This is a genomic window from Xanthomonas sp. NCPPB 3218, from assembly GCF_056725185.1.
Genome location: NZ_CM161516.1, coordinates 3,582,337 through 3,604,759, shown reverse-complemented (window position 1 = coordinate 3,604,759; position 22,423 = coordinate 3,582,337). Strand labels below are relative to the sequence as shown.

General features: G+C 64.5%; 18 protein-coding genes. 10 read left to right on the top strand and 8 right to left on the bottom strand.

The genetic code is table 11. From position 1 onward, the window contains the following. From AC1PLS_RS15035 to gcvH, 3 genes are all read left to right on the top strand, one after another. On the top strand, window positions 1–435 hold the full coding sequence (locus AC1PLS_RS15035; RefSeq protein WP_102251534.1) for an NfeD family protein: 435 nt from the start codon (window positions 1–3) through the stop codon (window positions 433–435). 162 nt (window positions 436–597) lie between these two features. Next, window positions 598–1,707, top strand: coding sequence for a glycine cleavage system aminomethyltransferase GcvT (gene gcvT / locus AC1PLS_RS15030; protein WP_184378932.1), 1,110 nt, complete (start codon window positions 598–600; stop codon window positions 1,705–1,707). 145 nt (window positions 1,708–1,852) lie between these two features. Continuing rightward, the gene (gene gcvH, locus AC1PLS_RS15025) at window positions 1,853–2,248 is read left to right on the top strand and encodes a glycine cleavage system protein GcvH (protein WP_024939260.1); all 396 of its coding nucleotides are present in this window, start codon (window positions 1,853–1,855) and stop codon (window positions 2,246–2,248) included. 450 nt (window positions 2,249–2,698) lie between these two features. On the opposite strand, the gene AC1PLS_RS15020 is transcribed toward gcvH, so the two are convergent. After that, window positions 2,699–3,016, bottom strand: coding sequence for a hypothetical protein (locus AC1PLS_RS15020; RefSeq protein WP_184378930.1), 318 nt, complete (start codon window positions 3,014–3,016; stop codon window positions 2,699–2,701). Window positions 3,017–3,260: 244 nt separating this feature from the next. Between AC1PLS_RS15020 and AC1PLS_RS15015 the strand changes: the two genes are divergently transcribed. Continuing rightward, the gene (locus AC1PLS_RS15015; RefSeq protein ID WP_039519650.1) at window positions 3,261–3,740 is read left to right on the top strand and encodes a hypothetical protein; all 480 of its coding nucleotides are present in this window, start codon (window positions 3,261–3,263) and stop codon (window positions 3,738–3,740) included. 589 nt (window positions 3,741–4,329) lie between these two features. On the opposite strand, the gene AC1PLS_RS15010 is transcribed toward AC1PLS_RS15015, so the two are convergent. Then, window positions 4,330–5,709: a serine hydrolase domain-containing protein gene (locus tag AC1PLS_RS15010; protein WP_039813429.1), complete on the bottom strand. Its 1,380-nt coding sequence runs from the start codon at window positions 5,707–5,709 to the stop codon at window positions 4,330–4,332. Between the two features lie 333 nt (window positions 5,710–6,042). On the opposite strand from AC1PLS_RS15010, the gene AC1PLS_RS15005 reads away from it, so the two are divergent. Together AC1PLS_RS15005 and AC1PLS_RS15000 are read left to right on the top strand one after the other, a co-directional pair. After that, window positions 6,043–7,404 (top strand): NTP/NDP exchange transporter, encoded by a 1,362-nt coding sequence (locus AC1PLS_RS15005; RefSeq protein WP_184378928.1) that lies wholly within the window; start codon window positions 6,043–6,045, stop codon window positions 7,402–7,404. 619 nt (window positions 7,405–8,023) lie between these two features. Continuing rightward, complete coding sequence (locus AC1PLS_RS15000; RefSeq protein ID WP_046343744.1) at window positions 8,024–8,377, top strand: DUF1304 domain-containing protein; 354 nt, start codon at window positions 8,024–8,026, stop codon at window positions 8,375–8,377. A 247-nt stretch (window positions 8,378–8,624) separates the two neighbouring features. Here AC1PLS_RS15000 and AC1PLS_RS14995 read toward each other — a convergent pair whose 3' ends face one another. Together AC1PLS_RS14995 and AC1PLS_RS14990 are read right to left on the bottom strand one after the other, a co-directional pair. After that, window positions 8,625–11,099, bottom strand: a complete 2,475-nt coding sequence (locus AC1PLS_RS14995) for an acyl-CoA dehydrogenase (RefSeq protein ID WP_024939254.1) — start codon at window positions 11,097–11,099, stop codon at window positions 8,625–8,627. Continuing rightward, entirely contained in the window at window positions 11,096–12,019 is a 924-nt protein-coding gene (locus tag AC1PLS_RS14990) for an alpha/beta fold hydrolase (protein ID WP_184378926.1), read from the bottom strand. Before AC1PLS_RS14990 ends, AC1PLS_RS14995 begins: the two co-directional genes overlap by 4 nt. Window positions 12,020–12,156: 137 nt before the next feature. On the opposite strand from AC1PLS_RS14990, the gene AC1PLS_RS14985 reads away from it, so the two are divergent. After that, window positions 12,157–12,765 (top strand): TetR/AcrR family transcriptional regulator, encoded by a 609-nt coding sequence (locus AC1PLS_RS14985; RefSeq protein ID WP_016902764.1) that lies wholly within the window; start codon window positions 12,157–12,159, stop codon window positions 12,763–12,765. Between the two features lie 100 nt (window positions 12,766–12,865). Here the strand turns inward: AC1PLS_RS14985 and AC1PLS_RS14980 are convergent, their stop codons facing one another. The 3 genes from AC1PLS_RS14980 to hslO all read right to left on the bottom strand — a co-directional run bounded on the left by AC1PLS_RS14980 (window position 12,866) and on the right by hslO (window position 17,755). Beyond that, window positions 12,866–15,637: a TonB-dependent receptor gene (locus AC1PLS_RS14980; RefSeq protein ID WP_166770612.1), complete on the bottom strand. Its 2,772-nt coding sequence runs from the start codon at window positions 15,635–15,637 to the stop codon at window positions 12,866–12,868. A gap of 240 nt (window positions 15,638–15,877) precedes the next feature. Then, window positions 15,878–16,711, bottom strand: a complete 834-nt coding sequence (locus tag AC1PLS_RS14975) for an XOO1806 family protein (protein ID WP_024939250.1) — start codon at window positions 16,709–16,711, stop codon at window positions 15,878–15,880. A 153-nt stretch (window positions 16,712–16,864) separates the two neighbouring features. Beyond that, window positions 16,865–17,755 carry an Hsp33 family molecular chaperone HslO gene (gene hslO / locus AC1PLS_RS14970; protein ID WP_024939249.1) on the bottom strand — a complete coding sequence of 297 codons (891 nt, stop codon included), beginning with the start codon at window positions 17,753–17,755 and terminating at the stop codon, window positions 16,865–16,867. A gap of 74 nt (window positions 17,756–17,829) precedes the next feature. Between hslO and mtgA the strand changes: the two genes are divergently transcribed. From mtgA to AC1PLS_RS14955, 3 genes are read left to right on the top strand one after another with little or no spacing between them, the layout of a single operon-like run. Continuing rightward, on the top strand, window positions 17,830–18,570 hold the full coding sequence (gene mtgA, locus AC1PLS_RS14965) for a monofunctional biosynthetic peptidoglycan transglycosylase (protein WP_024939248.1): 741 nt from the start codon (window positions 17,830–17,832) through the stop codon (window positions 18,568–18,570). A 2-nt stretch (window positions 18,571–18,572) separates the two neighbouring features. Beyond that, on the top strand, window positions 18,573–19,619 hold the full coding sequence (locus AC1PLS_RS14960; RefSeq protein WP_184608852.1) for a glycosyltransferase family 2 protein: 1,047 nt from the start codon (window positions 18,573–18,575) through the stop codon (window positions 19,617–19,619). Next, window positions 19,579–20,007, top strand: coding sequence for a CBS domain-containing protein (locus tag AC1PLS_RS14955; RefSeq protein ID WP_481103811.1), 429 nt, complete (start codon window positions 19,579–19,581; stop codon window positions 20,005–20,007). The genes AC1PLS_RS14960 and AC1PLS_RS14955 overlap by 41 nt, the downstream gene beginning before the upstream one ends. A gap of 437 nt (window positions 20,008–20,444) precedes the next feature. Here AC1PLS_RS14955 and AC1PLS_RS14950 read toward each other — a convergent pair whose 3' ends face one another. Then, complete coding sequence (locus tag AC1PLS_RS14950; protein WP_481103810.1) at window positions 20,445–22,409, bottom strand: AsmA family protein; 1,965 nt, start codon at window positions 22,407–22,409, stop codon at window positions 20,445–20,447. Between the last annotated feature and the right edge of the window lie 14 nt (window positions 22,410–22,423).

The window sequence follows — 22,423 nt, the reverse complement described above, 5'->3', positions numbered from 1 at the left end:
ATGCGTTGGGACGTGGTGGCCTGGGCGGTGCTGGCGTTGCTATTGATTGCTGCCGAGACGCTGGTGCCCGGCGCGTTCCTGCTGTGGATGGGCATTGCCGCCGCAGCGGTGTGCGTGCTGGTGCTCGCGTTGCCGGGCATGTCGCTGCTGCTGCAGATCGTTGCCTTCGTGCTGCTGAGTTTCGTCTCGGTGCAGGTGTATCGCAGCTGGTTTCGCGGCAAGGGCCGGCAGAGTGATCGGCCCCTGCTCAACCGACGTGCCGAGCAGTTGATCGGTCGCTGCGTGGTGCTCGACCAGGCGATCCGGGAGGGACGCGGCCGTGCCAAGGTCGACGACGCGTTCTGGGTGGTCAGCGGCCCGGACCTTCCGGCCGGCACGCCGGTGCGTATTGTCGGTGTCGATGGCATGACCTTGCAGGTGCAGGCGGCCGGTTGATCGGGCAGGGCACGCGTCGTGCCCATGCAGCGATGCTGCAGCGCGGCGCGATAGGGCGCGGCCAGGTCCAGGTGTCGGCGGCGCGTTGCCGCATCGCCTGCGCCGTTTCCCCAGGCACGGCCAGGCGGCGATAATGGTGCTCTTTCCCTTGGACCGGTGCGCATGACCCAGAAGACCATCCTCAACGACACCCATCGTGCGCTCGGCGCCAAGATGGTCGACTTCGGCGGTTGGGACATGCCGATCCATTACGGCTCGCAGCTGGACGAGCACCACCAGGTGCGTCGCGACGCCGGCATGTTCGATGTCAGCCACATGACCGTGGTCGACCTGCACGGTCCGCGCGTGCGCGAGTTCCTGCGCTACCTGCTGGCCAACTCGGTGGACAAGCTCAAGGTCTCCGGCAAGGCGCTGTACACCTGCATGCTCAACCCGCAGGGCGGGGTGATCGATGATCTGATCGTCTACTTCCTGCGCGAGGACTTCTTCCGCCTGGTGGTCAACGCCGCCACCCGCGAAAAGGACCTGCAGTGGATCGGCGAACAGGCCGCAGCCTTCCAGGTGCGCGTGGAAGAGCGCGGCGACTTTGCGATGATCGCCGTGCAAGGCCCCAACGCGCGCGCCAAAGTGATCGAACTGGTGGATCCGGCCGATACCGTAGCGGCGAGCAAGCTCGGCCGTTTCGCTGCGCTGCAGACGCGTTCGCGCGATGGCGTGGAACTGTTCCTTGCGCGCACCGGCTACACCGGCGAAGACGGTTTCGAAATCGTGTTGCCGCAGGAGGCAGCAGTGACGTTCTGGAACGCGCTGCTCGCGCAGGGCGTCAAGCCGGCCGGTCTGGGCGCACGCGACACCTTGCGTCTGGAAGCCGGCATGAATCTCTACGGCCAGGACATGGACGACACGGTCAGTCCATACGAGGCCGCGCTGGCCTGGACGATCGCCCTGGACGACGGTCGCGACTTCATCGGTCGCGCCGTGCTCGAGTCGCAAAAGGCGCAGGGCGCACCGCGTCAGCTGATCGGTGTGGTGATGGACGAGAAGGGCGTGCTGCGGCATGGACAGACCGTGCTCAGCGCCAGCGGCGAAGGCGAGATCCTGTCCGGCACCTTCTCGCCCACGCTCGGCAAGGCGATCGCGTTCGCGCGCGTGCCGGCCGGCAGCATCGACGCGCTGCGCGTGGACATCCGTGGCAAGCAGGTGCCGTTGCGCGCGGTGAAGTTTCCGTTCGTGCGCGACGGCCAGGCGCAGCCTGGCGTCCTCGGCGAATGAGTCAGACCTCTGCCGGGCGTGCAAACGTCCGGCAGCGTGCGACATCCATCGCCACCCACCGGCCGATACGCGCGTGCACCTGTGTTGTCGTGCGGTCTAAACTAGCCACCTGTCCCCAACCCAACAGTTTCCCCGGAGCACACCCATGAGCGAGATCCCTGGCGACCTCAAGTTCCTCAAATCCCACGAGTGGGCCCGCGTCGAAAGCAGCGGCCGCGTGACCGTCGGCATCTCCGACCACGCGCAGGGCTTGCTGGGCGACTTGGTCTACGTCGAACTGCCCGGCGTCGGCGACACCGTGCAGGTCGGTACCGGCGCGGCGGTGGTGGAGTCGGTCAAGGCCGCCTCCGACGTCTACAGCCCGGTCAGCGGCACCGTCGTTGAGGTCAACAGCGCACTCAGCGACAAGCCGGAAACCATCAACGAAGACGCCTACGGCGAAGGCTGGATCTTCGTGGTCGAACTCGACGACAAGGAAGAGCTCAACGACCTGCTGTCGCCGGACGACTACGCCGAGCTGCTGGAAGACGACGCGCACTGACCGCGCCTCGCCCGTCGCACACCCGGATGGCCGCTCGTTGGAGCGGCCATTTTTTTGTCTGCGTGGCGATGGCCGCGCGCCGATCCCGCCTGCCGATGGCGTGCGTCCTGCCGCGCTGCACGCGTCCGGCCGGTGCCGGCTGTCGCTCGCAGTCAAAGCCTTTGCCGATGTTCGACGACCGTGCACTCGCCAGCGGCATGCGCGCGCGACATCGTCGACTGCGTTGCGACCGTCGCGGTGTCGGATTTCCGACGTGAGCCGGTCGTGAGGAGATGGCGTGCAGCCGGTGAAAAATATTTGCAGCGTCGCCTGCATCCAACCTTGGACACGGTGCGCAACGGATGCCGTTGGCAGTGCACGCGGATGCACGCATGGGTCGAAAAACGCGCAATAAGTTTGCGCATTTTTGCTTGTGCGAGGCCTTGGGCAAGCTTGGTCGATAAAAAATTTTCAGCTGGCGGACAGGCGGCGCGTACCGCGGCAAGCGGGCGTGCGCTGTTGTGTCGCTGCAGTGGACAACAGCGTGCGCGTCTGCATCGCTAAAAAAAAACAGCACAAAAGAAGTGCTTTTTTGAAAACGTCGTTGCGCCGCTGCATGCCAAGGGCAGCGGCGCGCGCCACCGCACGGCGTCTTTGGACACGCTCGACGGGACGCGCCGCGACGAGGCGTTGAAAAAAAAATGCAAAAGAGTGTTGACAGTAAAAAAAAGCGTGATTAGGTTTCGCCCAGCAGACGTTGCTGCGAAAGAGAGTGAGCAGAATCGACATCAAGCCGACACGCTTGTTCCCTATGTCCACCGAAGCGCTATCCACGGTGGAGTTGGGTCCGCTTCTCTCCGAAAAAGCAGCAGTCGCTCCGATCACGCACCCGCGTCGCTGTTCGATGCGGGTGTTTCTGTATCCGTCCCGTCGCGCATTACCTGCGGACGGTTCCCGACGACGGCATGCCGTTGCGGGGTTTGCTTCAACTGGGCGTTTCACCTCCATAGTTCACTGACGAGGAGCCAATTACATGGCCACTGCAAAAGCTGCGAAAAAGAAACCCACTGCCAAGAAGGCAGTGAAGAAGACTGCCGCCAAGAAGGCAGTCAAGAAGGTCGCCAAAAAGGCAACCGCCAAGAAGGCAGTGAAGAAGACTGCTGCCAAGAAGGCCGTCAAGAAGACTGCAAAGAAGGCAACCGCCAAGAAGGCAGTGAAGAAGACTGCAAAGAAGGCGACCAAGAAGACTGCCGCCAAGAAGGCAGTGAAGAAGACTGCAAAGAAGGCGACCAAGAAGACCGCCGCCAAGAAGGCCGTCAAGAAGACCGCCAAGAAAGCGGTAAAGAAGACCGCCAAGAAGGCAGTTGCCAAGAAGGCGACCAAGAAGTCCGCCACCAAGAAGACTGCCGCCAAGAAGCCTGCTGTGAAGAAGGTCGCCAAGAAGAAGCCGGCCGTTCGCAAGAAGAAGGCCGCTCCGGTCGCGCTGCCCGCAACCCCGGCGCCGCTGATCTGATCTGCACCACCCGATCGCCGTAAACATCGAGCTCTCTCCCCGACGCCCAGCGGGGAGGGAGCTTTTTTATTGGCGGATCCAGCGCATCCGTGATGGGGGAGTCCCGGTCGCACGCAGGCAGCCGAAGCTATCGCCGCCGGATGCGTTGCGCTGTGCGTGACGGGATGTCAGGCCGGGACGTTGTAGCTATCGCCGCACTATCGCCGCTTGCCACCCGCCACCCGCTTTCTCCGGTCCAACGCTGCCGGTGGGCTGGGCCGCTGCGCCGCCCGCCCAACTGACCATCGTCTGTCCCGATCGGTCGTGCCGCCATCGATTGGCCTAGCGGTGCGGTGTGTTGGTCGTGCCAAGCGGGAGTAGATGCATTGGGCCGCATCGTGGGCAGCCACGCTCTCGCTTTTCAGTCAGGTCTGACGCGCTTACTCGACAAGGTGACTCAGACCTGCGCCTGCCATGATCGTCATCGCATGGCCATGGAGCGATGCCCGGCTTCCGGCCACCGATGTCGACACGCCCGACTCGATCCTGCAGGCCAGAAACGACACAGGCGGCCGAAGCCGCCTGTGTGCGAGGTCGCCGCAACGCCAACTCAGCGCGGCGATGCCACCGACTTGCCCGACGAGGCGCCCTTGCCGGCAGGATCGGGGCGCTCGGCCAGCATGTTCTCGCTGCCGAAGTCGCCATCCACATCGATATCCAGCCAACGCTTGGCGGGCAGACCCAGCGCTCGATCCAGAATGGTGGGCAGCATGCCGGAGGGCAGGCCGCTCTCGCCGTTCCACATGATCGCGATGCCGAGATCACGTTCGGGCAGCAGCGCGACCAGGCCGCGATAGCCTTGCACTGCGCCGGCATGGAAGACGACCTGATGGCCGGCGTAGTCGAACACGCGCCAGCCCAGCGCGTAGCTGGCAGCGTCAACACGCTCGTGGCGCCAACCCGAGCGCATCTCCCCTGGCGTGGAGATCAGCGGCGCGTGCAGCGTCGCCAGCAGCGGCGCAGGCAGCACGTCGGTGCGGTGGCCGGTGTGCGCGAGCAGCCACTGCGCCATGTCGCTGGCGCTGGCATTGACGCCGGCAGCGGGGGCCAGACGGTAGTAGGTCGGCTTGGGCGTCAACGACACCCAGCCATTGCGGCTGCGCACATGCGGGCGTGCCCAGCGCGGGCTGGCCTGGATACCGGCCAGACCCATGCTCGCATCGTTCATGCCCAGCGGCTTGAAGATGCGGCGCTCCACCGACTGCTCGTAGAAGCTGCCGGACGCAGCGAACACCACATCGCCGACCAGGCTGAAGGCCACGTTCTGGTACGCATAGCAATCGCCGGGCGCGCAGCGCAACGGCGCGGCGGCGAGCTTGTGGCTGAGCGAGTAGTAGTCGACGTTGGATTCGATATCGTTGTCGTAGGCGTTGCGGGTCAGCCCGACGCGGTGGCTCAGCACCTCGGCGACGGTGAGCTGCCGGGTGGCGACGTCATTGCTGAGCTGGAACCCGGGCACATAGTCCACTACCTTGCTGTCCCAACGCAGCACGCCGTCGTTGACCAGCAACCCGGCCATGGTGCCGGCGAAGGCCTTGGACAGCGATGCCAGACGGAACACGGTATGCGCATCGACCGGCTGCGGGTGATTGACGTCGGTGACACCATAGCCGCGCGCGCTCAGCACCTTGCCGCCCTGCACGATCGCCATCGCCATGCCGGGCAGGCGATTGCCGTAGGTCAACTGGTTGGCCATCGATTCGAACGCGGCCACATCGAACCCGGCCGCCGGGGCCAGCACCTGGCTGGCCGGAAGCGATGCACGGTATTGCAGCGGGGCGGTGGGCGACTGCACGACGGTGGCCGGCTGCAGCGCAGAAGCAGCCGGCGCGGGTGTCTGCGCGGTGGAAGAGAGGGCCAGAGGCAATAACGCCCCGAGCAGCCCGATGGCCAACGGTCGGAACCGTCGGCGCCTGCGCATTTGAGTCATGGTTGTCCCGCCTGTTCCACTGCCTCCGACGATTCTAGCGCCGCGCTTTGCAATAGCACAAACTGCCGGAAGATGAATGGGCATCGTGTTGATCCTATTGATGATTTTAGGTTCATAAATCGAACTGCCAGGACCCTCTGCAACGCAATCGGGAGCCCGTGCGGAGACAGCTGCAAGCGGCGTGCCGTCTCCGCAGGCAATCGATTTAGTCGGTGCCGCCCGCTGCTGCTGGTGATGCAGCGCGGCATCGGCTAACTTGCGCGCTTGTTTCGCGGGTGTTGCCGCTGCCATGTCCCTGCTGTCGCGCTCGTCGATGCGAGCGAGCCTTACCCGATGACCAGCCTGTCTTCGCCGCGCTCTGCGGCTGGCCGTCTGAGCGTGGCATTGCGCAGCTCGCCGCCGCTGGCGTGGTCGTTCCTGTATTTCTTCTGCCTGCTCAGCGGCTACTACGTGCTGCGCCCGGTGCGCGAGGCGATGAGTGCGTCGGCGGATGTGGAAGCGATTTTCCCCACCGGCATGATCGCCTTCTTTGCCACGCACGGCATACCGCTCAAGGATTTCACCCTGCAGGTGCTGTTTACCTGCACCTTCCTGATCATGGTGTTGCTGCAGCCGGTCTACGGCGCGCTGGTCAGTCGCTACCCGCGCCGGGTGTTCCTGCCGGCGGTGTATGGCTTCTTCATCGCGACCCTGTTGCTGTTCTACGTATTGTTCGACAGCGGCGTGCCCGGGCGCGGCCTGGCGTTCTTCCTGTGGGTGACCGTCTTCAACCTGTTTGCGGTGGCGGTGTTCTGGAGCTTCATGGCCGACGTCTTCAGCAATGCCGAAGCGCGCAGCTACTACGGTTACATCGGTGCGGCCGGCACGCTGGGCGCGTTTCTCGGACCGATCCTCACCCGCACGCTGGTCGAGCGCATCGGCATCGCGCATCTGATGTTGGTCTCGGCCGGGTTTCTGACCGTGTGCGTGGTGTGCGTGCTGCGTCTGCGCCTGTGGGCGGTTGCGCGCGAGCAGGAGCGACAGCTGGGCTCCGGCGAGGTGCCGATGGGCGGCGATGTGCTGGGCGGGCTCAAGCTGATCGTGCGCGAGCCGTTGCTGCGCTGGCTGGCCTTCATGGTGCTGTTCGGCGTGGGCGTCGGCACCTTGCTCTACAACGAGCAGGCAGCGTTGGTACGCCGGCTTTACACGGACGCAGCGGCGGCCACCGCCTATTACGCCAGCATCGACCTGGCGATCAACGCGCTTACCCTGGTGTTGCAGCTGCTGGTGACGCGCGCGCTGCTGTCGCGTTTCGGCATCACACCGGCGCTGTTGATTCCGGGCGTGGCGATCACGCTGGGCTATGCCGTGCTGACGGCCTCGCCGCTGCCGATGATGCTTGCGATCGTGCAGGTGATCACCCGCTCCAGCGAGTTCGCACTGGCCAAGCCGGCGCGCGAGACCTTGTACACGCGGGTGGATCGGGAATGGCGTTACAAGGCCGGCGCTGCGATCGACACCGTGATCTACCGCGGTGGCGATCTCACCTTCGTCTGGGTGCACAAGCTGGTGTCGGCATTCGGCTCCAGCGCGGTGTTCGGCGTCGGTCTGCTGGTGGCATCGGGCATGACCCTTGGCGCGTTCGGCCTGCTGCGCGAGGCGCGCAAACTGCCCGCAGAGCGCGATGCGGAGACTGGCAATCAGGTCTCCGACTAGGAGCGGTCAACAAATGGCCTGGTTGCAGGGCCCTTGCCCGCCCACCCTCGCGGGACACGCCGCAAGTACGTCCGTGTAGGCTCTTACGCGACATCCATGCCGCGTAAGGTCCCGCGACGGTGAGCGGGCAAGGACCGGTCGAGCTAGTCGGTGTGCATGGTGTTCAACAAAACAGCCGCAGCCTGCGCGGTGTCCTCGCCGCGCCCTCGACGCTGTGAGCTTGCTGCGGGGCCCTTGCCCGCCCACCGTCGCGGGACACGCCGCAAGTACGTCCTTGTAGGCTCTTACGCGACATCCGTGCCGCGTAAGGTCCCGCGACGGTGAGCGGGCAAGGACCGGTCGAGATGGTCGGTGTGCACTGGCAAGCAGGGCATGACATGCATTAGCGATGCCGCTGTCTGGACTAGCCGCTTTTGCCTTTGGGAGAGCGTGGCGAGCAGATAGATCAGGCCATTGCAGGACACGCCGCCGATGTCCGCAATCGCGACGCTCCGATCATGCATGCAGGTCCTGCACATCCCCCGCCTCTTGCCGGCGTGCCGGGTTCCGTCGCCTGTTCCGAGCAGCAGGGCCACGATCGCAGCTATGCTGGTCGCCACATCCATCACGCCGATCCGCCATGTCCCTGTTCGCCATCGTTGCCGGCCTGTGCGTCGCTCTGCTGCACGTCTACATCCTGGTCTTGGAGATGGCGTTGTGGACGCGGCCGCTGGGCCTGAAGACCTTCCGCAATACTCCCGAGAAGGCGCAAGCCACGCGCGTGCTCGCGGCCAATCAGGGCTTGTACAACGGCTTCCTGGCAGCGGGCCTGTTCTGGGGCGCGTTGCAGGCCCGCACCGATGTGCTGGGCTTCTTTCTGGGCTGTGTCGTCGTGGCAGGCTGCTATGGTGCCTACAGCGTCAACCGCCGCATCTTTTTCGTGCAGGCCTTGCCCGCGCTGATTGCCCTGGCGTTGCTGTGGTTGCCGCGCTGAGGCGGTGTGCTCGCTTCCTGTAGGAGCGGGCCTGCCCGCGATGGGGCGTTACCGGTAGAGCTTCATCGCGGGCAAGCCCGCTCCTACTAGGCGGCTCGCTGGAATTGCAGGTGTCGCGAACTGGTCGAAGGTGACAGCGACAGGCAATGCAACTGCGAGATGGTCGGTCTCTACAGTAGCCAATCTCCACAAACGACAACGGCGAGCCGAAGCCCGCCGCTGTCTGCTTGTCACCTCGGCCTGAGACCTACGCCGCTTCGCGCGGCTGCTGGGCTTGCGGCTTGTCGTAGTAGCTGGCCGCACGCAGTTCGTGCGGGTCGAAATCGTCCACGGTGATGGTGTCCATCATCATCTCGCGCAACTCTTCCAGCTGCCTGCGCTCGTCGCCGGTGATCACGCCTTCGGCCACGGCTTCGTCCAGCTGCGCGGTGAAATCCAGCGCTTCGATGCCCTTGGTCTTGAGCGCCTTGAGGAACTTGCGCTCCACCGGCTCGGCCAGCACGGCCTTGGCCAGATAGCTGGCGATACGTCCGCCCGGATTGTTGGCGCAGGGGGTCAGAAACACGCCCTGGCCCAGACGGTCGCGCGCTTCGTTCGGTGTCATCAGGATCGATGCCACGCGGTGTCCCAGCCGGTCGCCCGGTGCTTCGGCACGACGGCCCAGCGGGAAGATCAGCACCCACATCAGCCAGCCCACCGGACGGATCGGGAAGTTGCGCAGCGCCGCAGACAGCGCGGTTTCGATCTTGTGCACGCTGTCATGGAACGCCCAGGCCAGCAGCGGCTGATCGGTCGCCGGCGCGCCTTCGTCGTGATAGCGCTTGAGCATCGCGCTGGTCAGGTAGATGTGGCTCAGCACATCGCCCAGACGGCCAGACAGCGATTCCTTGAACTTGAGCTTGCCGCCGAGCATCAGCATCGACACGTCGGCCATCAGCGCCAGGTTGGCGGAATAACGATCCAGCTTGCGGAAGAAGCGCCGCGTGTACGCATCGCCCGGCGCTGCCCCGATGCGCGCACCGGTCAGCCCGAACCAGAACGAACGCACCGCATTGGAGATGCCGAAGCGGATATGCCCGAACAGACTCTGGTCGAACTCTTCCAGGCCACGACGCGTATCCGGATCCTGCGCCGCCTGCATTTCCTTCATCACCCACGGATGGCACAGGATTGCGCCCTGCCCGAAGATCAGCAGGCTGCGGGTCATGATGTTGGCGCCTTCCACGGTCACGCCGATCGGCGCCGCCTGCCAGGCACGGCCGGCGAAGTTGCGCGGCCCCAGGATGATGCCTTTGCCGCCGATCACATCCATCATGTCGCTGACCACTTCGCGGCCCATGGTGGTGCAGTGATACTTGGCGATCGCCGACGGCACCGATGGCACATCACCACGGTCCACCGCCGCAGCGGTGGCCTGCGACAACGCGCTGATGGCATAGGCCTTGCCGCCGATCCGCGCGAGCGCTTCTTCGACGCCCTCGAAGCGTCCGACCGACAGGCCAAACTGCTTGCGAATACGCGCATACGCGCCGGTGACCACGGCGGCATACTTGCTGCCACCGCTGGCCGTGGAGGGCAGGGTGATCGAACGGCCCACCGCCAGGCACTCGTTGAGCATGTTCCAGCCCTTACCGACCATCTCCACGCCGCCGATCAGCTGGCTCAGCGGGATGAACACTTCCTCGCCGTGGATCGGGCCATTCTGGAACGGCGAATTGAGCGGGAAATGGCGACGGCCGATTTCCACGCCGGGGGTCTCGCGCGGCAACAGGGCCAGGGTGATGCCGATGTCCTTCTTGTCGCCGATCAGGCCATCCGGATCGTAGGCGCGGAATGCCAGGCCGATCAGCGAGGCCACCGGCGCCAGGGTGATGTAGCGCTTGTCGAAGGTCAGCTTGACGCCGAGCACGTTGGCGCCATTCCACTCGCCCTTGCAGACGATGCCGTAGTCGGGGATCGAGGTCGCATCGGAACCGGCGAACGGACCGGTCAGGCCGAAACACGGCACTTCTGCGCCGACCGCCAGGCGCGGCAGATAGTAATCCTTCTGTTCCGGCGTGCCGTAATGCAGCAGCAGCTCGCCCGGCCCGAGCGAGTTGGGCACGCCGACGGTGGAGCTGACCACGCTGGAGATCGAGGACAGCTTCTGGATCACCTTGTGATGCGCCAGCGCACTGAAGCCCAGCCCGCCGTACTGCTTGGGAATGATCATGCCGAAGAACTTGTTCTTCTTGATGTATTCCCACAGCTCCGGCGGCAGGTCGGCGTGGACGTGGGTGATCTCCCAGTCGTTGACCATCCTGCACAGCTCTTCGACCGGGCCATCCAGGAAGGCCTGCTCTTCGGCGCTCAGTTGCGGCTTGGGATAGTTGAGCAGCTTCTGCCAATCCGGGTCGCCGGTGAACAGTTCGCCTTCAAAGCCCACCGAGCCGGTTTCCAGCGCGATGCGCTCGGTCTGCGACAGCGGCGGCAGCACCTTGCGGAAGAAGCCCATCAGCGGCGTGGTCAGCAGCGGCTTGCGCAGGAACGGCAACAGCACCGGTGCGGAAACCAGCACCACCAGCACGGCAGCGACGATGGTTGCGGTGAGATTGGCACCCAGCAACCAGCAGGCCACCAGCACACAGGCGCTCAGCGCGACCCAGGTGGCAAGGCGCATGCGGTGATAGGCAGCGATGCCCGCCGCCAGGATGACGAGGAGGAACGGTGCAACGATGCTCATGGTCTTGCTCCAGTGACATGCTCGGTAATGTTGGACGCTGCGATGGTGCCAACCGGGGGCAGTGCGTCCAGATAATGCAACACGGTTGCGGTAAACGTGGTGTTGTCGTCGCCGGCCAGCATGTGCGTGGCATCGGGCAGATGCACGTGCTGCGCATGCGGCGCGATCAACAGGAATTCCTTGATGGTGTCCGGAGTGACCAGGTCGCTGCGACCGCCGCTGATCAGCAACATCGGGCAACGCGCCCGCGCGGCGGCGTCCAGCAAGGTCTGTTGTTGTGCGTGCGGATCCTGTCCCGCCAGCTCATCGACCAGCCGTGGATCCCAGTGCCAGTGCCAGCGCCCGTCTGCGCGCTGCCTCAGCAAGGCCTGCAATTGCTCGGCCGTCTTGCGTGGGCGCTGTGGCAAATAGGCGGCAATCGCATCGGCGGCGGCATCCAGCGATGCGAAGCCATCCGGATGTGCGGTCATGAAACGCAGGATGCGCTCCACGCCCGCGGTATCCCAGCGCGGCGTGATGTCGACCAGCACGATCGCGCGAAACAGACCTGGCCAGCGCGCCTCGGCAAGCAGGCCGAACAAGCCGCCCATCGATGCGGCAACCAGCACCGGTGGCTCGGCCTGCTCGCCTGCCAACACGATCAGGTCATCGGTGAACTGCGTGGCCGAGTAGGGCAGGTCTGCGTCGTTGAAACCGGAATCGCCATGGCCGCGCGCATCGTAGGCCAGCGCCCGGTAGCCAGCTTCGGTCAGTTGGACCGCAGTGCTTTCCCACGCGTGCCGGGTTTGTCCAAAGCCGTGTGCCAGCAGCACCGTCGGCGTGTGGTCCGCGCCCCGCACCGACACCGCAAGCGATGTCTCGCCAGCGTCGATGCGCGAGGTAGACGCACTATGGGCGAGGCTCGGAGAAGAGGTGACCATACCTCATGGTATGGACCTGTCTGGGTCGCTGTCAATACTCCTTGGTATGGACGGTTAAGCCATTGAATCGTGGCAGTTGTATGTCCTTTTTGTGATGCATACTGCAACTGACTCAAGCGTATGGTTAAATCGCGGCAATGAATGACATCACCGACCCAAGCCTCACCACGCCCCGCGCCACGTCCGGTCGCGGCAACCGCCTCAGCGCGGACGATTGGGCGCAGGCCGCACTGGACCTGATCGCCGAACAAGGGGTGGGTGCCGTCGCGGTGGAGCCACTGGCACGCCGTCTCGGGGTGACCAAGGGCAGCTTCTACTGGCATTTTCCCTCGCGCGATGCCTTGCTGCAGGCAGCCCTGGAACGCTGGGAAATCTTCGAACAGAAGGAAGTGTTCGGCAGCCTGGAGGACGTGCCCGACCCCAGCGCACGCCTGCGCGCGCTGTTTCAACTGGTCGCGCACGAAGTCAAGCCGCACGTCATCTACAGCGAACTGCTCAAGGCACTCGACCACCCGGCCGTGCGCCCGGTCATCGACCGCGTCTCGCAGCGCCGCCTCGACTACCTGATCGCCTCGTTCCGCCAGGCCGGCCTGAGCCGCACCGACGCCCAACACCGCGCCCGCCTGGCCTACGCCGCCTACGTCGGTTTCCTGCAGCTCTCGCTGCAACTGCAGCAACCCAAGCAGGCCCGCGAAGACTTCGAGGCCTATGTCGAGCATGTGATCCAGACCTTGATTCCGGGGTGACCGGCACGCGTTGGATGCCGCGTCCGGTTCCCGCTTTTTGAACTCCAGACGCAACTACGGCCCCATTCGGGGCCGTAGTTGTTTTACGCCGCAGGCTCTATCAGAAGCGCTGGCGGTACTGCATGTACATGTAGCGGCCCGGCAGATCGTATTGCGGATCGAACATGTTGTAGGACGTGCTGTACGCGACCGGCGGATCCTTGTCGAACGCGTTGTTCAGGCCGACCGACACGGTTGCATTCCAAGGCGTGTTGTAACGCACCTGGATGTCGTGATACGTCGTCGCGCCGATGTGGTTACGCGGCGATGCGCCGTCGGCGGTGACGCGATCAGGCTCCGAGCAATACGCCTGGGCCAGCGCTGCAGACAGCGGGCAGACTTCCTCCATGCCGGACTTGTAGCGAATGCCCCAGTTGATGCCGAAATCGCCGAGGGACCAATCGACATAAAGATTGGAACGAATGCGCCAGTACGGATCCTGATTCAGGTAACGGCCCTGGAACTGCTCCAGTTCGGAATCGGCAGTCGCCTTGGTTTCCCAGCTCGACAGGTAGGTCGAATCCCAGCTGATGGTGAACTGGCCGAACGCCGTCTCCGGCAAGCGGTAGTTGATACCCAGATCCCAGCCTTCCACCTTGTACGACGCCAGATTCAACAGCGGCATGTTGATGTTGGTGATGGTGTAGGCGCCATCGGCGTAGGTCGGATCACGCGTGACAAGCGCGCAGTACTGAGCCTGTTCGCCGGCGCTGCCGCCATAGCACTTGTCGAGGATGAACTGTGCTGCGGGACGCGTGATCGCGTTTTCGATCTCGATCTGCCACCAGTCCAAGGTGACATTCAAGCCCTGCGCGAAGCTGGGGCTGAACACCAGGCCCAGGGTGCGGCTGGTCGAGGTTTCCGGCTGCAACTGCTCGTTGGAGGTGTAGGTGAACGGCTCCAGCGTCTGCTTGGCGCCGGTGCCTGCACCGGGCTGCACAAAATTGGCAGGCACGCCGGCTGCGGTGCAGTTCTGTGCCACGACCGGGTTGCTGAGCTGACCAGCCTGGATCGAGCAGGGATCGGCGTAGGTTTCGAACGAGTCGGCGTTACCGGCAAACAGGTTGTTGATGCTGGGCGCGCGGAAGCCTTCGCTGTAGTTGCCGCGGATCATCAAGTCCTGAATGGGCTTCCAGCGGAAGCCGAACTTGTTGTTCACGGTGTCGCCGAAGTTGCTGTAGTCCGAGTAACGCGTCGCGAGGCTGAAGTCCAGCAGCTGGGCGCCCGGCAGATCGGCCAGCACCGGGACCGACAGTTCCAGATAGAACTCGTCCAGGCTGTAGGAGCCTGCAGTCGGGCGTGCGCCGTTGCCGGTGCTGAGGCCCGCCGCAATGAAGGCGTCCGGATCGAACTGGCCGCTTTCCTTGCGGTATTCGTAGCCGGCCGCGAAGGCCAGCGGGCCAGCCGGCAGGTCGACGATGTCGCCGCTGAGATTTGCGGTGTAGCCCTTGGATTCAACCGAGGACGAGTCGTGCGCGGTGAAGCCGGTGTAATCCAGCGCCGCCTGGCTGATCGAGCCGCGCGGGCCCAGCGGATTGACCGGGACGCATCCGGGAATCACGTCGCCACCGGGTGCGGTGACGCAGACCGGCACGCCGCCACGCAGCTCGGAGGGGCCGTAGGCGTTGTTGAGGTTGGCAAGGTTGAACAGGCCGTAGGTCAGATCGTTCTGATCGGACTTGTCGTAGCGATAGCCCACATCCCAGTCGAAGCTATGGTCGGCAAATTCGAAGAAACCTTCCAGGCCACCGTAGAAGTGCCAGTTCTTGACGTTCTGATTGAACGAGCGGCCACCGGTTTCGATAAAGCGGCGGTTGACGCTGGTCAGGTTCTGGTCGAAGGGGTTGTAGAGGCTGTCGGCGCTCAAGGTCAGGCCGGTGACCGGCATTGCCGCCAGCAACTGCTCCGACTTGCGCTCGTTGTACATCGCCTCGGTGCGGAACGTCACGTTGTCGGTGAAGTTGAAAGTACCTTGAGCGAACAGCGAGGTGCGTTCCTGCGGGGTCAGCAGGTAGTTGTCCGGCGCGGTGTTGTAACCGTGGACATTGGCCACGTAAGGCGTTTCGACGCCATTGATCAGGATGCGGCGCGCACCATTGCGCACATACGAACCCGGGAATCCGGTGCCGCTCTGGCCGCTGAAGAATGGAGGACCGCCAGCGGAGATCTGTCGATCGCCCGCCATGACGGACTCTTCCTGCACGTACGAAGCGCCCAGCAGCAGGCTTGCGCGATCGGTGGTGGTGCCGATCGTGAAGTCGTAGGCCTGGCGCTGGCCATCGCCATCGCTGTACTGGCCAACGTTGACGCCTGCCTCGGCACCGTCGAAGTTCTTGCGGGTGATGATATTCACCACGCCGGCAATGGCATCGGAGCCGTAAATCGTCGACGCGCCATCCTTCAGGATGTCGATGCGCTCAACCATCGCAGTCGGAATGGTGTTGAGGTCGACGCTGCCGTCCAGACCCGTGGTCCAGCGGCGGCCGTTGACCAGCACCAGGGTACGTGCGCTGCCGAGGTTGCGCAGCGCGATGCCTGAGCTGCCGTCGCCGCCGTTATTGAAGGTGCGGTTCAGCGCCGCGCCGTTGGCTGCCACGCGCTGCAACACATCGGCAACAGAGGTGACGCCCTGCTTGTCGATGTCCTGACGGGTCAGCGTCAGAACGGGCTGCGACGTTTCAACGTCTGCGCTCTTGATGCGCGAACCGGTCACTTCGATCTTGTCGAGGTTGGTGGTGCCGGCTTCCTGAGCGATGGCGGTACCGGTACCGCCGACGCCCACGACAAGCGCGAGGACGACTGCATCGCGCAGCTTGTTGGACTTGCAATTCATTAGCTCTCTCTCCAAGTGATCTTGGGTACTGCCAAGGGTTGTTTGCCTGTCGGGGGCCCGAAAGAAGCGGATCCAAAACGTCAGGGTGAACCGATGGTATATGCGTTATGCGAGAAATTAAAGTCCCGTTAACGAAAAAGAAGAAAGACGTGAAAGGCTGCCGCAGGCCGAGTGCTGGAACGCAAAACGCCACCGGCTGCAAGCCGATGGCGTTAGGTAAAATAATTTAAAATCAATTACTTAGAGGTCTTGCTCGTACCGAACGTACGGGATCGTGCCGTCGCTGTTGCTCTCATTGCTCGGCGCAAACGGGTTCTTGCCGCGGGAGATGACGTTCTCTGCGCCGACGGTCAGCTGGCCGCTCCAGGGGGTGCGCCAGGTCAGACCCAGGCCCAGACCTTCCCACTTTTCCGGCTGGCCGGGGACGTCGACGACGCGGCCGATGACGTTGGCGCTGAAGGCACCGTAGCCGCCTCCGACGCTCAGGGTCTTGCTGTCCCACTGGTCGGCGATCGCCGGCGAAACGTCGGCCAGCGGTACCAGGCGCGCGCGCGCATAGGTGCCGCCGATCGAAACGAAGCCTTCGCGGCCGATGTTCTTCTGCCCGAACACGGTCAGGTCGTTCTGTTCGACGCGGGTCAGCGGTGCCTTGCCGGCGCCGATCAACCAGGCCGGCAGGGTATCCCGGCCGGTACCGGCAGTGACGCCGGCGCGTGCGCCGCCACGGTTGAAGCCCAGGGTTGCCGACACGCGGCGCGATGCGGCGGCGCTGTCTTCTTCGTCATCGCCGATGCCTGCGAGCAGGCAGTGGCTGGCGAGTCCGTTGATGTTGGTGCCGCGGCTGCTGTTGCAAATCAGGCCCAGCGAGTCGCCGGAGGTCAGGCCGAATGCCGCGTCCAGCGAGTTGCGGCCGAAGTGCCAGCGTGCACCGGCCCTCTGCTCGCCGGTGGGCTCCAGGTACAGAAAGGCTTCGACCTTGCCGCTGCCCTTGTTCCACACCGGCAGGATGGTGCTTTCACGTACCTGCTGGGTCGACTGCGCATGCACACCCGTAGCCGCCGCAAGGGCAACCATCAGAGCAAGCGGAAGGCGCAGTAGGTGTCGCATACCAGAGTTCAGACCCAGCGGCAGTTGTTAAGTTCCCGGAAGCGGGCAGTCGGAATGCTAGGGTGTTTATGATTATTTAACAAGTACTCACGATCCCCGGATCGCACCTGTCAAACCTTTCTACTGCAACCGCTCCGGCGCCTCCTGCAGGGGGCGCGCCTCGCTGAAAAGTACGTCCAGTGCGGTCAACGGAAAGTGATACTCACGCCCACAGAACTCGCAGCGGACCTCGACCTCGCCGGTCGCCTCGGCAGCGGCACGGGCCTCGTCTTCGCCCAGGGACTGCAGCATCGAGGCGACCCGCTCGCGCGAGCACGAGCAGCCGAAGCTGAGCGGCTTGCTGCCCAGTAATTGGGTGTCTTCCTCGTGGAACAACCGGTGCAGCAGGTCCTCGCTGGCGACCGAGAGCAATTCCGGTGCGCCCAGAGTGTCGAACAGCGCGCCGATGCGGGTCCAGCCATCGGTGTCGCCCTCGTCGCCTGGCAGCTTTTGCAGCAACAGGCCAGCGGCCTGATCCGGGCCGGCGGCCAGCAGCAGGCGGGTCGGCAGTTGCTCGGACTGCTGGAAATAAGTTTCGAACGCTTCGGCCAGATCCGGCGCCTGCATGCCGACCAGGCTCTGGTAGCGCTGCGGTTCGCGCGGGTCCAGGCCGGGGTTCTCGATGGTGATGGCCAGCAGCGCGGCCTCGCCCAGTTCGCGCAGGTCGGCGGGCGCATCGGCGCCGTCGGCCAGCTGCACGATGCCGCGCAAGGTGCCGGCCGCGGTGCATTCGGCGAACAGGGTGCGCAGCGTCTGGTTGCCGCGCAGCTGCACCGACAGACGCCCGTCGACCTTGGTGTGGCCGGTGAACAGGGCGGCGGCCACCGCCGCCTCGCCGAGCAATTGGCGTGCGGCGGGCGGGTAATCGGCGGCCCCCTGGATGTCGTGCCAGGCCTGGGTCAGGCGGACATGGACGCCGCGCACGCCGGCAGCAGGCAGCAGGAAACGGGAAAGCTGATCGTGATCGGTCATGGGAACATCGGACGTAAGGGACGCCGGTTGCCGGATAATGCAACGAGCATCGGGATGAAAGGTCGTAGCGAACAATGGGGACGGATGCATTGGATGGCAAGCAGGTGGCGCCACCGCGGCGCGTGCGGCGCTGGCTGCGCTGGCTGTTGGCAGCGCCGCTGCTGTTTGCCGCCGCGAGCGTGCTGCAGGTACTGGTGCTGCGGGTGATCGATCCGCCGATCAGCAGCATGATGGTCGGGCGCTATCTGGAAGCCTGGGGCGAGGGCGACTGGGATTTTTCGCTGCACCAGCAATGGCGCGACTACGACAGGATCGCCGCCAGCCTGCCGATTTCGGTGGTGGCCGCGGAGGATCAGCAGTTTCCGGTGCATCACGGCTTCGACCTGCAGGCGATCGAAAAGGCGCGCGATCACAATGCGCGCGGTGGGCGCGTGCGCGGGGCCAGCACGATCAGTCAGCAGGTCGCCAAGAACGTGTTCCTGTGGCAGGGCCGCAGTTGGGTACGCAAGGGCCTGGAGGCCTGGTACACGGTGCTGATCGAGTTGCTGTGGCCGAAGCAGCGCATTCTGGAGATGTATCTCAACGTGGCCGAGTTCGGTGACGGGGTGTATGGCGCGCAGGCCGCTGCCCGGCAGTTCTGGGGGAAGGATGCGGCCGGGTTGTCACCGACCGAGTCGGCGCGCCTGGCGGCGGTGCTGCCCTCGCCACGCCGCTATGACGCGCGTCGTCCCGGCGCCTATGTGCAACGGCGGACGGCATGGATCCAGCGGCAGGCGCGCCAGCTGGGTGGCCCTGCGTATCTGCAGGCGCCGTGAGCATGCGCACGTCCGGACCCGTGCAGCTGCCGGTGGCAGGAGACCGCCTGACGGTGGTGATTGCAGCCTATAACGAAGAGACCAGCATTCCACAGCTGCACCCGCGCCTGTGCGCAGTGCTGGCGGGCCTGAGTGGGGTGCAGACGCATGTGCTGTATGTCGACGATGGCAGCAGCGATGGCACCTGGAGCGTGTTGCAGGCACTTGCTGATGCCGATGCGCAGGTGAGTGCGGTGCGGCTGTCGCGTAACTTCGGCAAGGAGGTCGCGATTTCTGCAGGCCTGGACCATGTGCTGCCCGGTGCGGTGGTGCTGCTCGATGCCGATGGACAGGACCCGCCGGAGTTGATCCCCGAGTTCGTCGCGCTGTGGCGCGCCGGTTACGACAACATCTTCGGCACGCGGATTTTTCGCGAGGGCGAGAGCTGGCTGAAGCGCAGTGCGGCGCATGCGTTCTACCGGGTGATCCGGCAGTTGTCGCGCACGCCGATTCCGGCCGACACGGGGGATTTCAGGCTGTTGTCGCCGCGGGTGGTGGAAGCCTTGCAGCAGCTGCGCGAGCGCCACCGTTTCATGAAGGGGCTGTTCGGTTGGGTCGGGTTTCGCCAGGTGGCATTGCCGTACCGGCGTGCGCCACGGCTGTCGGGGCGCAGCAAATTCACCGTGTGGCGGCTGTGGAACTTCGCGCTGGATGGCATCACCAGCTTTTCCACCGTGCCGCTGCGCGTGGCGACCTATCTGGGCTTGCTCACCGCGCTGGTGGCATTCCTGTTCGGTGGCTGGGTGGTGATCAAGGCGGCGCTGATGGGCGACCCGGTGGCCGGCTGGCCGACCATGATGTCGGTGATCCTGTTCCTGGGCGGCATCCAGCTGATCGCCCTGGGCCTGATCGGCGAATACCTGGGCCGCTTGTACGACGAGGCCAAGCAGCGTCCGCTCTACCTGGTCGATACCCACTGCGGCGCGGTGGGAGTAGGCTGCGACCACCAGACCAAGCGCGGAGCGGGCCATGCAGACCGTACGACAGCTGTTGGGGACCAAGCAGATTGAGGTATTCGCGGTAGCGGCAGATGCTGCAGTGATCGAGGCGATCCGGCTGATGGCCGAGAAAGGCATCGGCGCGGTGTTGGTGATGGACGGGCCACGCCTGGTCGGCATCGTGTCCGAGCGCGATTACGCGCGCAAGGTGGTGCTGCGCGATCGCGCCTCATCGACCACCAGCGTTGCCGACATCATGAGCACTCAGGTGGTGACAGTGTCGCCGTCGGACACGGTGGAGCGCTGCATGCAGTTGATGACCGACGGACGCTTCCGGCATCTGCCGGTGGTCGACAACGGCCGCGTGCAGGGCGTGATTTCCATCGGCGATCTGGTCAAGGCGGTGATCGAGAACCAGCAGCGCGATATCGATCAGTTGCAGCGTTACATCGCCAGCTAGGGCCGTGCCGGCGACGTTCCCTGCGTTTTGTCTTGAACGACGCTGCTGCTCGCAATAGCTTGAGGAGTGTGGCGAGCCGATAGATCAGCTTTGGAGCGTTTGATCTGTGGCCTGGTCGCAAGGCCCTTGCCCGCCCACCATCGCAGGACACGCCGCAAGTACGTCCTTGTAGGCTCTTACGCGGCATCCATGCCGCGTAAGGTCCCGCGACGGTGAGCGGGCAAGGACCCGTCGAGAAGGTCGGTCTGCATGGTGCAAGCAGTGCAGGCCGTGCGGTCGTTCGAGGACTGCGGTCTGATCAGTTCCTGTTGATCCGGCCATCACTGCAGGTTTCGGGATCACTGCATCCGACAATGCACTTGCATGCAATCGACATCTTGCCTTTATCGCTACAGCGGTCGACAGGTTTGCTGACGGCGCAAGGTCGTGCAGTGAGCTTACTTTGCGAACTTGCCGCCGCAGTCGCTGTCCTTGCCGGGGCCCGGTTCGAAGGTTGCGAGCAAGGCGGCGGGTGGAGCGATCATGCCCAGGCCGACCGCAAGCGCGCCTCGCAGACCCAATGCCTTGAAGTCCGGACGGAAGGTCGGGTCCTTGAAGCTGCCGCCAATCCGCAATGGCGACCGCAGGCTCAGGATGCTGCGATCTTTCGGGCGTGGGCGCAGCAGCAGGTCCAGCGTCTCGTCCTTCAAGCTGATGCTGCCTTCGCCAATGATGATGGTGTCGGTGCTGTCGAAGGCCAGCGCACGCGATTGCATCAGGCCGTCCTGCACGCCGAAGTCGCCGAAGATGCAGCGCACCGGAATCTGGCGGTCCTTGGTGACCAGATACTTGAGCGACTCGGCGATATCCAGCCCGGCCAGCTCCATGATCAGATTGCCGACATGGCCGCGGCCCATGCCCACGCCGATCGTGCCGTCGGCGGTACCGAGCATCGCGCCGATCGAGTTGCCGCGTCCACGCAAATCGAATTCGCCACCGATGGCACCCGAGGCCTGCTTGGCGAGGGCGGTATCGGGGAAGAGTTGATCCAGCCGGATGCCGCGAAGACCTGCCTTGAGGTGCGTGGTGATCACCTCGCTGCGCGCATCCATGCGGATGATGGAGCGGATATCGCCACCGGCAACGCCGAAGTTCAGCGGGTCCAGCTGCAGCAAGCCGTCCTTCAATGTCAGCGAGGCATCCATGTCGTCCAGCGGCCACGATGGCGCATTGATGCGCTGCGCGCGCCAGCGTACCTGCGCATCCATCGCGCGTAGCTTCGACAAGTCGTACGGGGTGCTGGGGAGCACGCGTGCACTGGCTGCGAGCTGTGCCGCCTGTTTTTTCTGTTCTGCATTTGCCGACTCGTTCGCGCCGGTCTTCGGTGGCGCGCCGACGAAGCCCGCCAGGTCATCGAAGTCCAGGCGTTTGGACGCCAGATCGGCACGCAGGAACGGACGCTTGTTGCGCAGGTCCACTTCTGCAGTGCCCGACAGATCGCTATCGCCGGCGGTACCGGTGAACTTTTCGTAGCGCCAGAGCTGGCCGTTGCGGCGCAAATGACCGTCTAGCTTGTATGGCGGCGTCGACGGCATGGCCACGCCGGTCAGCGGATACAGGTCCTGCATGTCCTGGCCGCTGAGCGCCATTTGCAGATCGAAGACCTGGAACTGGAACGGGTTGGTCAAGGTGCCGCGCACGTGGGTGCGGGTGGCGCCGGCGCTGCCGCGCAGATCGATGCGGAATGGGTGCTCGCTCTGGCTCAGTTCCAGCGGCGAGGCAGTATTGCCCTTGAGCGTAAAGGGATAGCCCTTCCAGCGGCCCTTGCCGTCGATGCCGATCGGCGCTGCACGTTGGTCGCTGCTCGGTGGTGCGAGGCTGTTGATTGCCACATCCACGTTAGAGCGATTGGCTGCATCGATGTATTGCAGGCGCCCGTTGTTCACCAGCAGGCGGCCAAGGCGCGGCATGGTGCCATCGCCACTGTCCTGATCGAATACCCAGTTGCCGGGATGGGTGTCGTCGCCGGCTTCCAGCAAGAGGGTTGGGTGATCCAGGCGGATTTCCGGTAGACGCACCTTGCCGCGCAGCAGTGGCCACAACTCGACATCGATCTCGGCCGAGTTGAGCTCGGCCATCGGCCCGCGCTTGGACCATGCTGCGTTCGCCAGGCTCAGCCGATTGCCGCGCACGGTGGTCGTGCGGCCCAGCTTCACGTCCAGATAGCCGAGATGGAACTGGCGACCGGTCTTGGCGCTGACCACGCGCTCGACCGGACCGCGCAGCCAGTTCCACTGGAACAGCAGCACGAAGATCACCACGGCGGCAGCGACGATGGCAAGCCCGACCAGCCAGCGTCGACGACGTGGGCTGGGGGGCGATGGTGCAGCTGAGGTGTCGGTCACGTTGTCCACGCGGGCCATGGTTGGCGATGCCT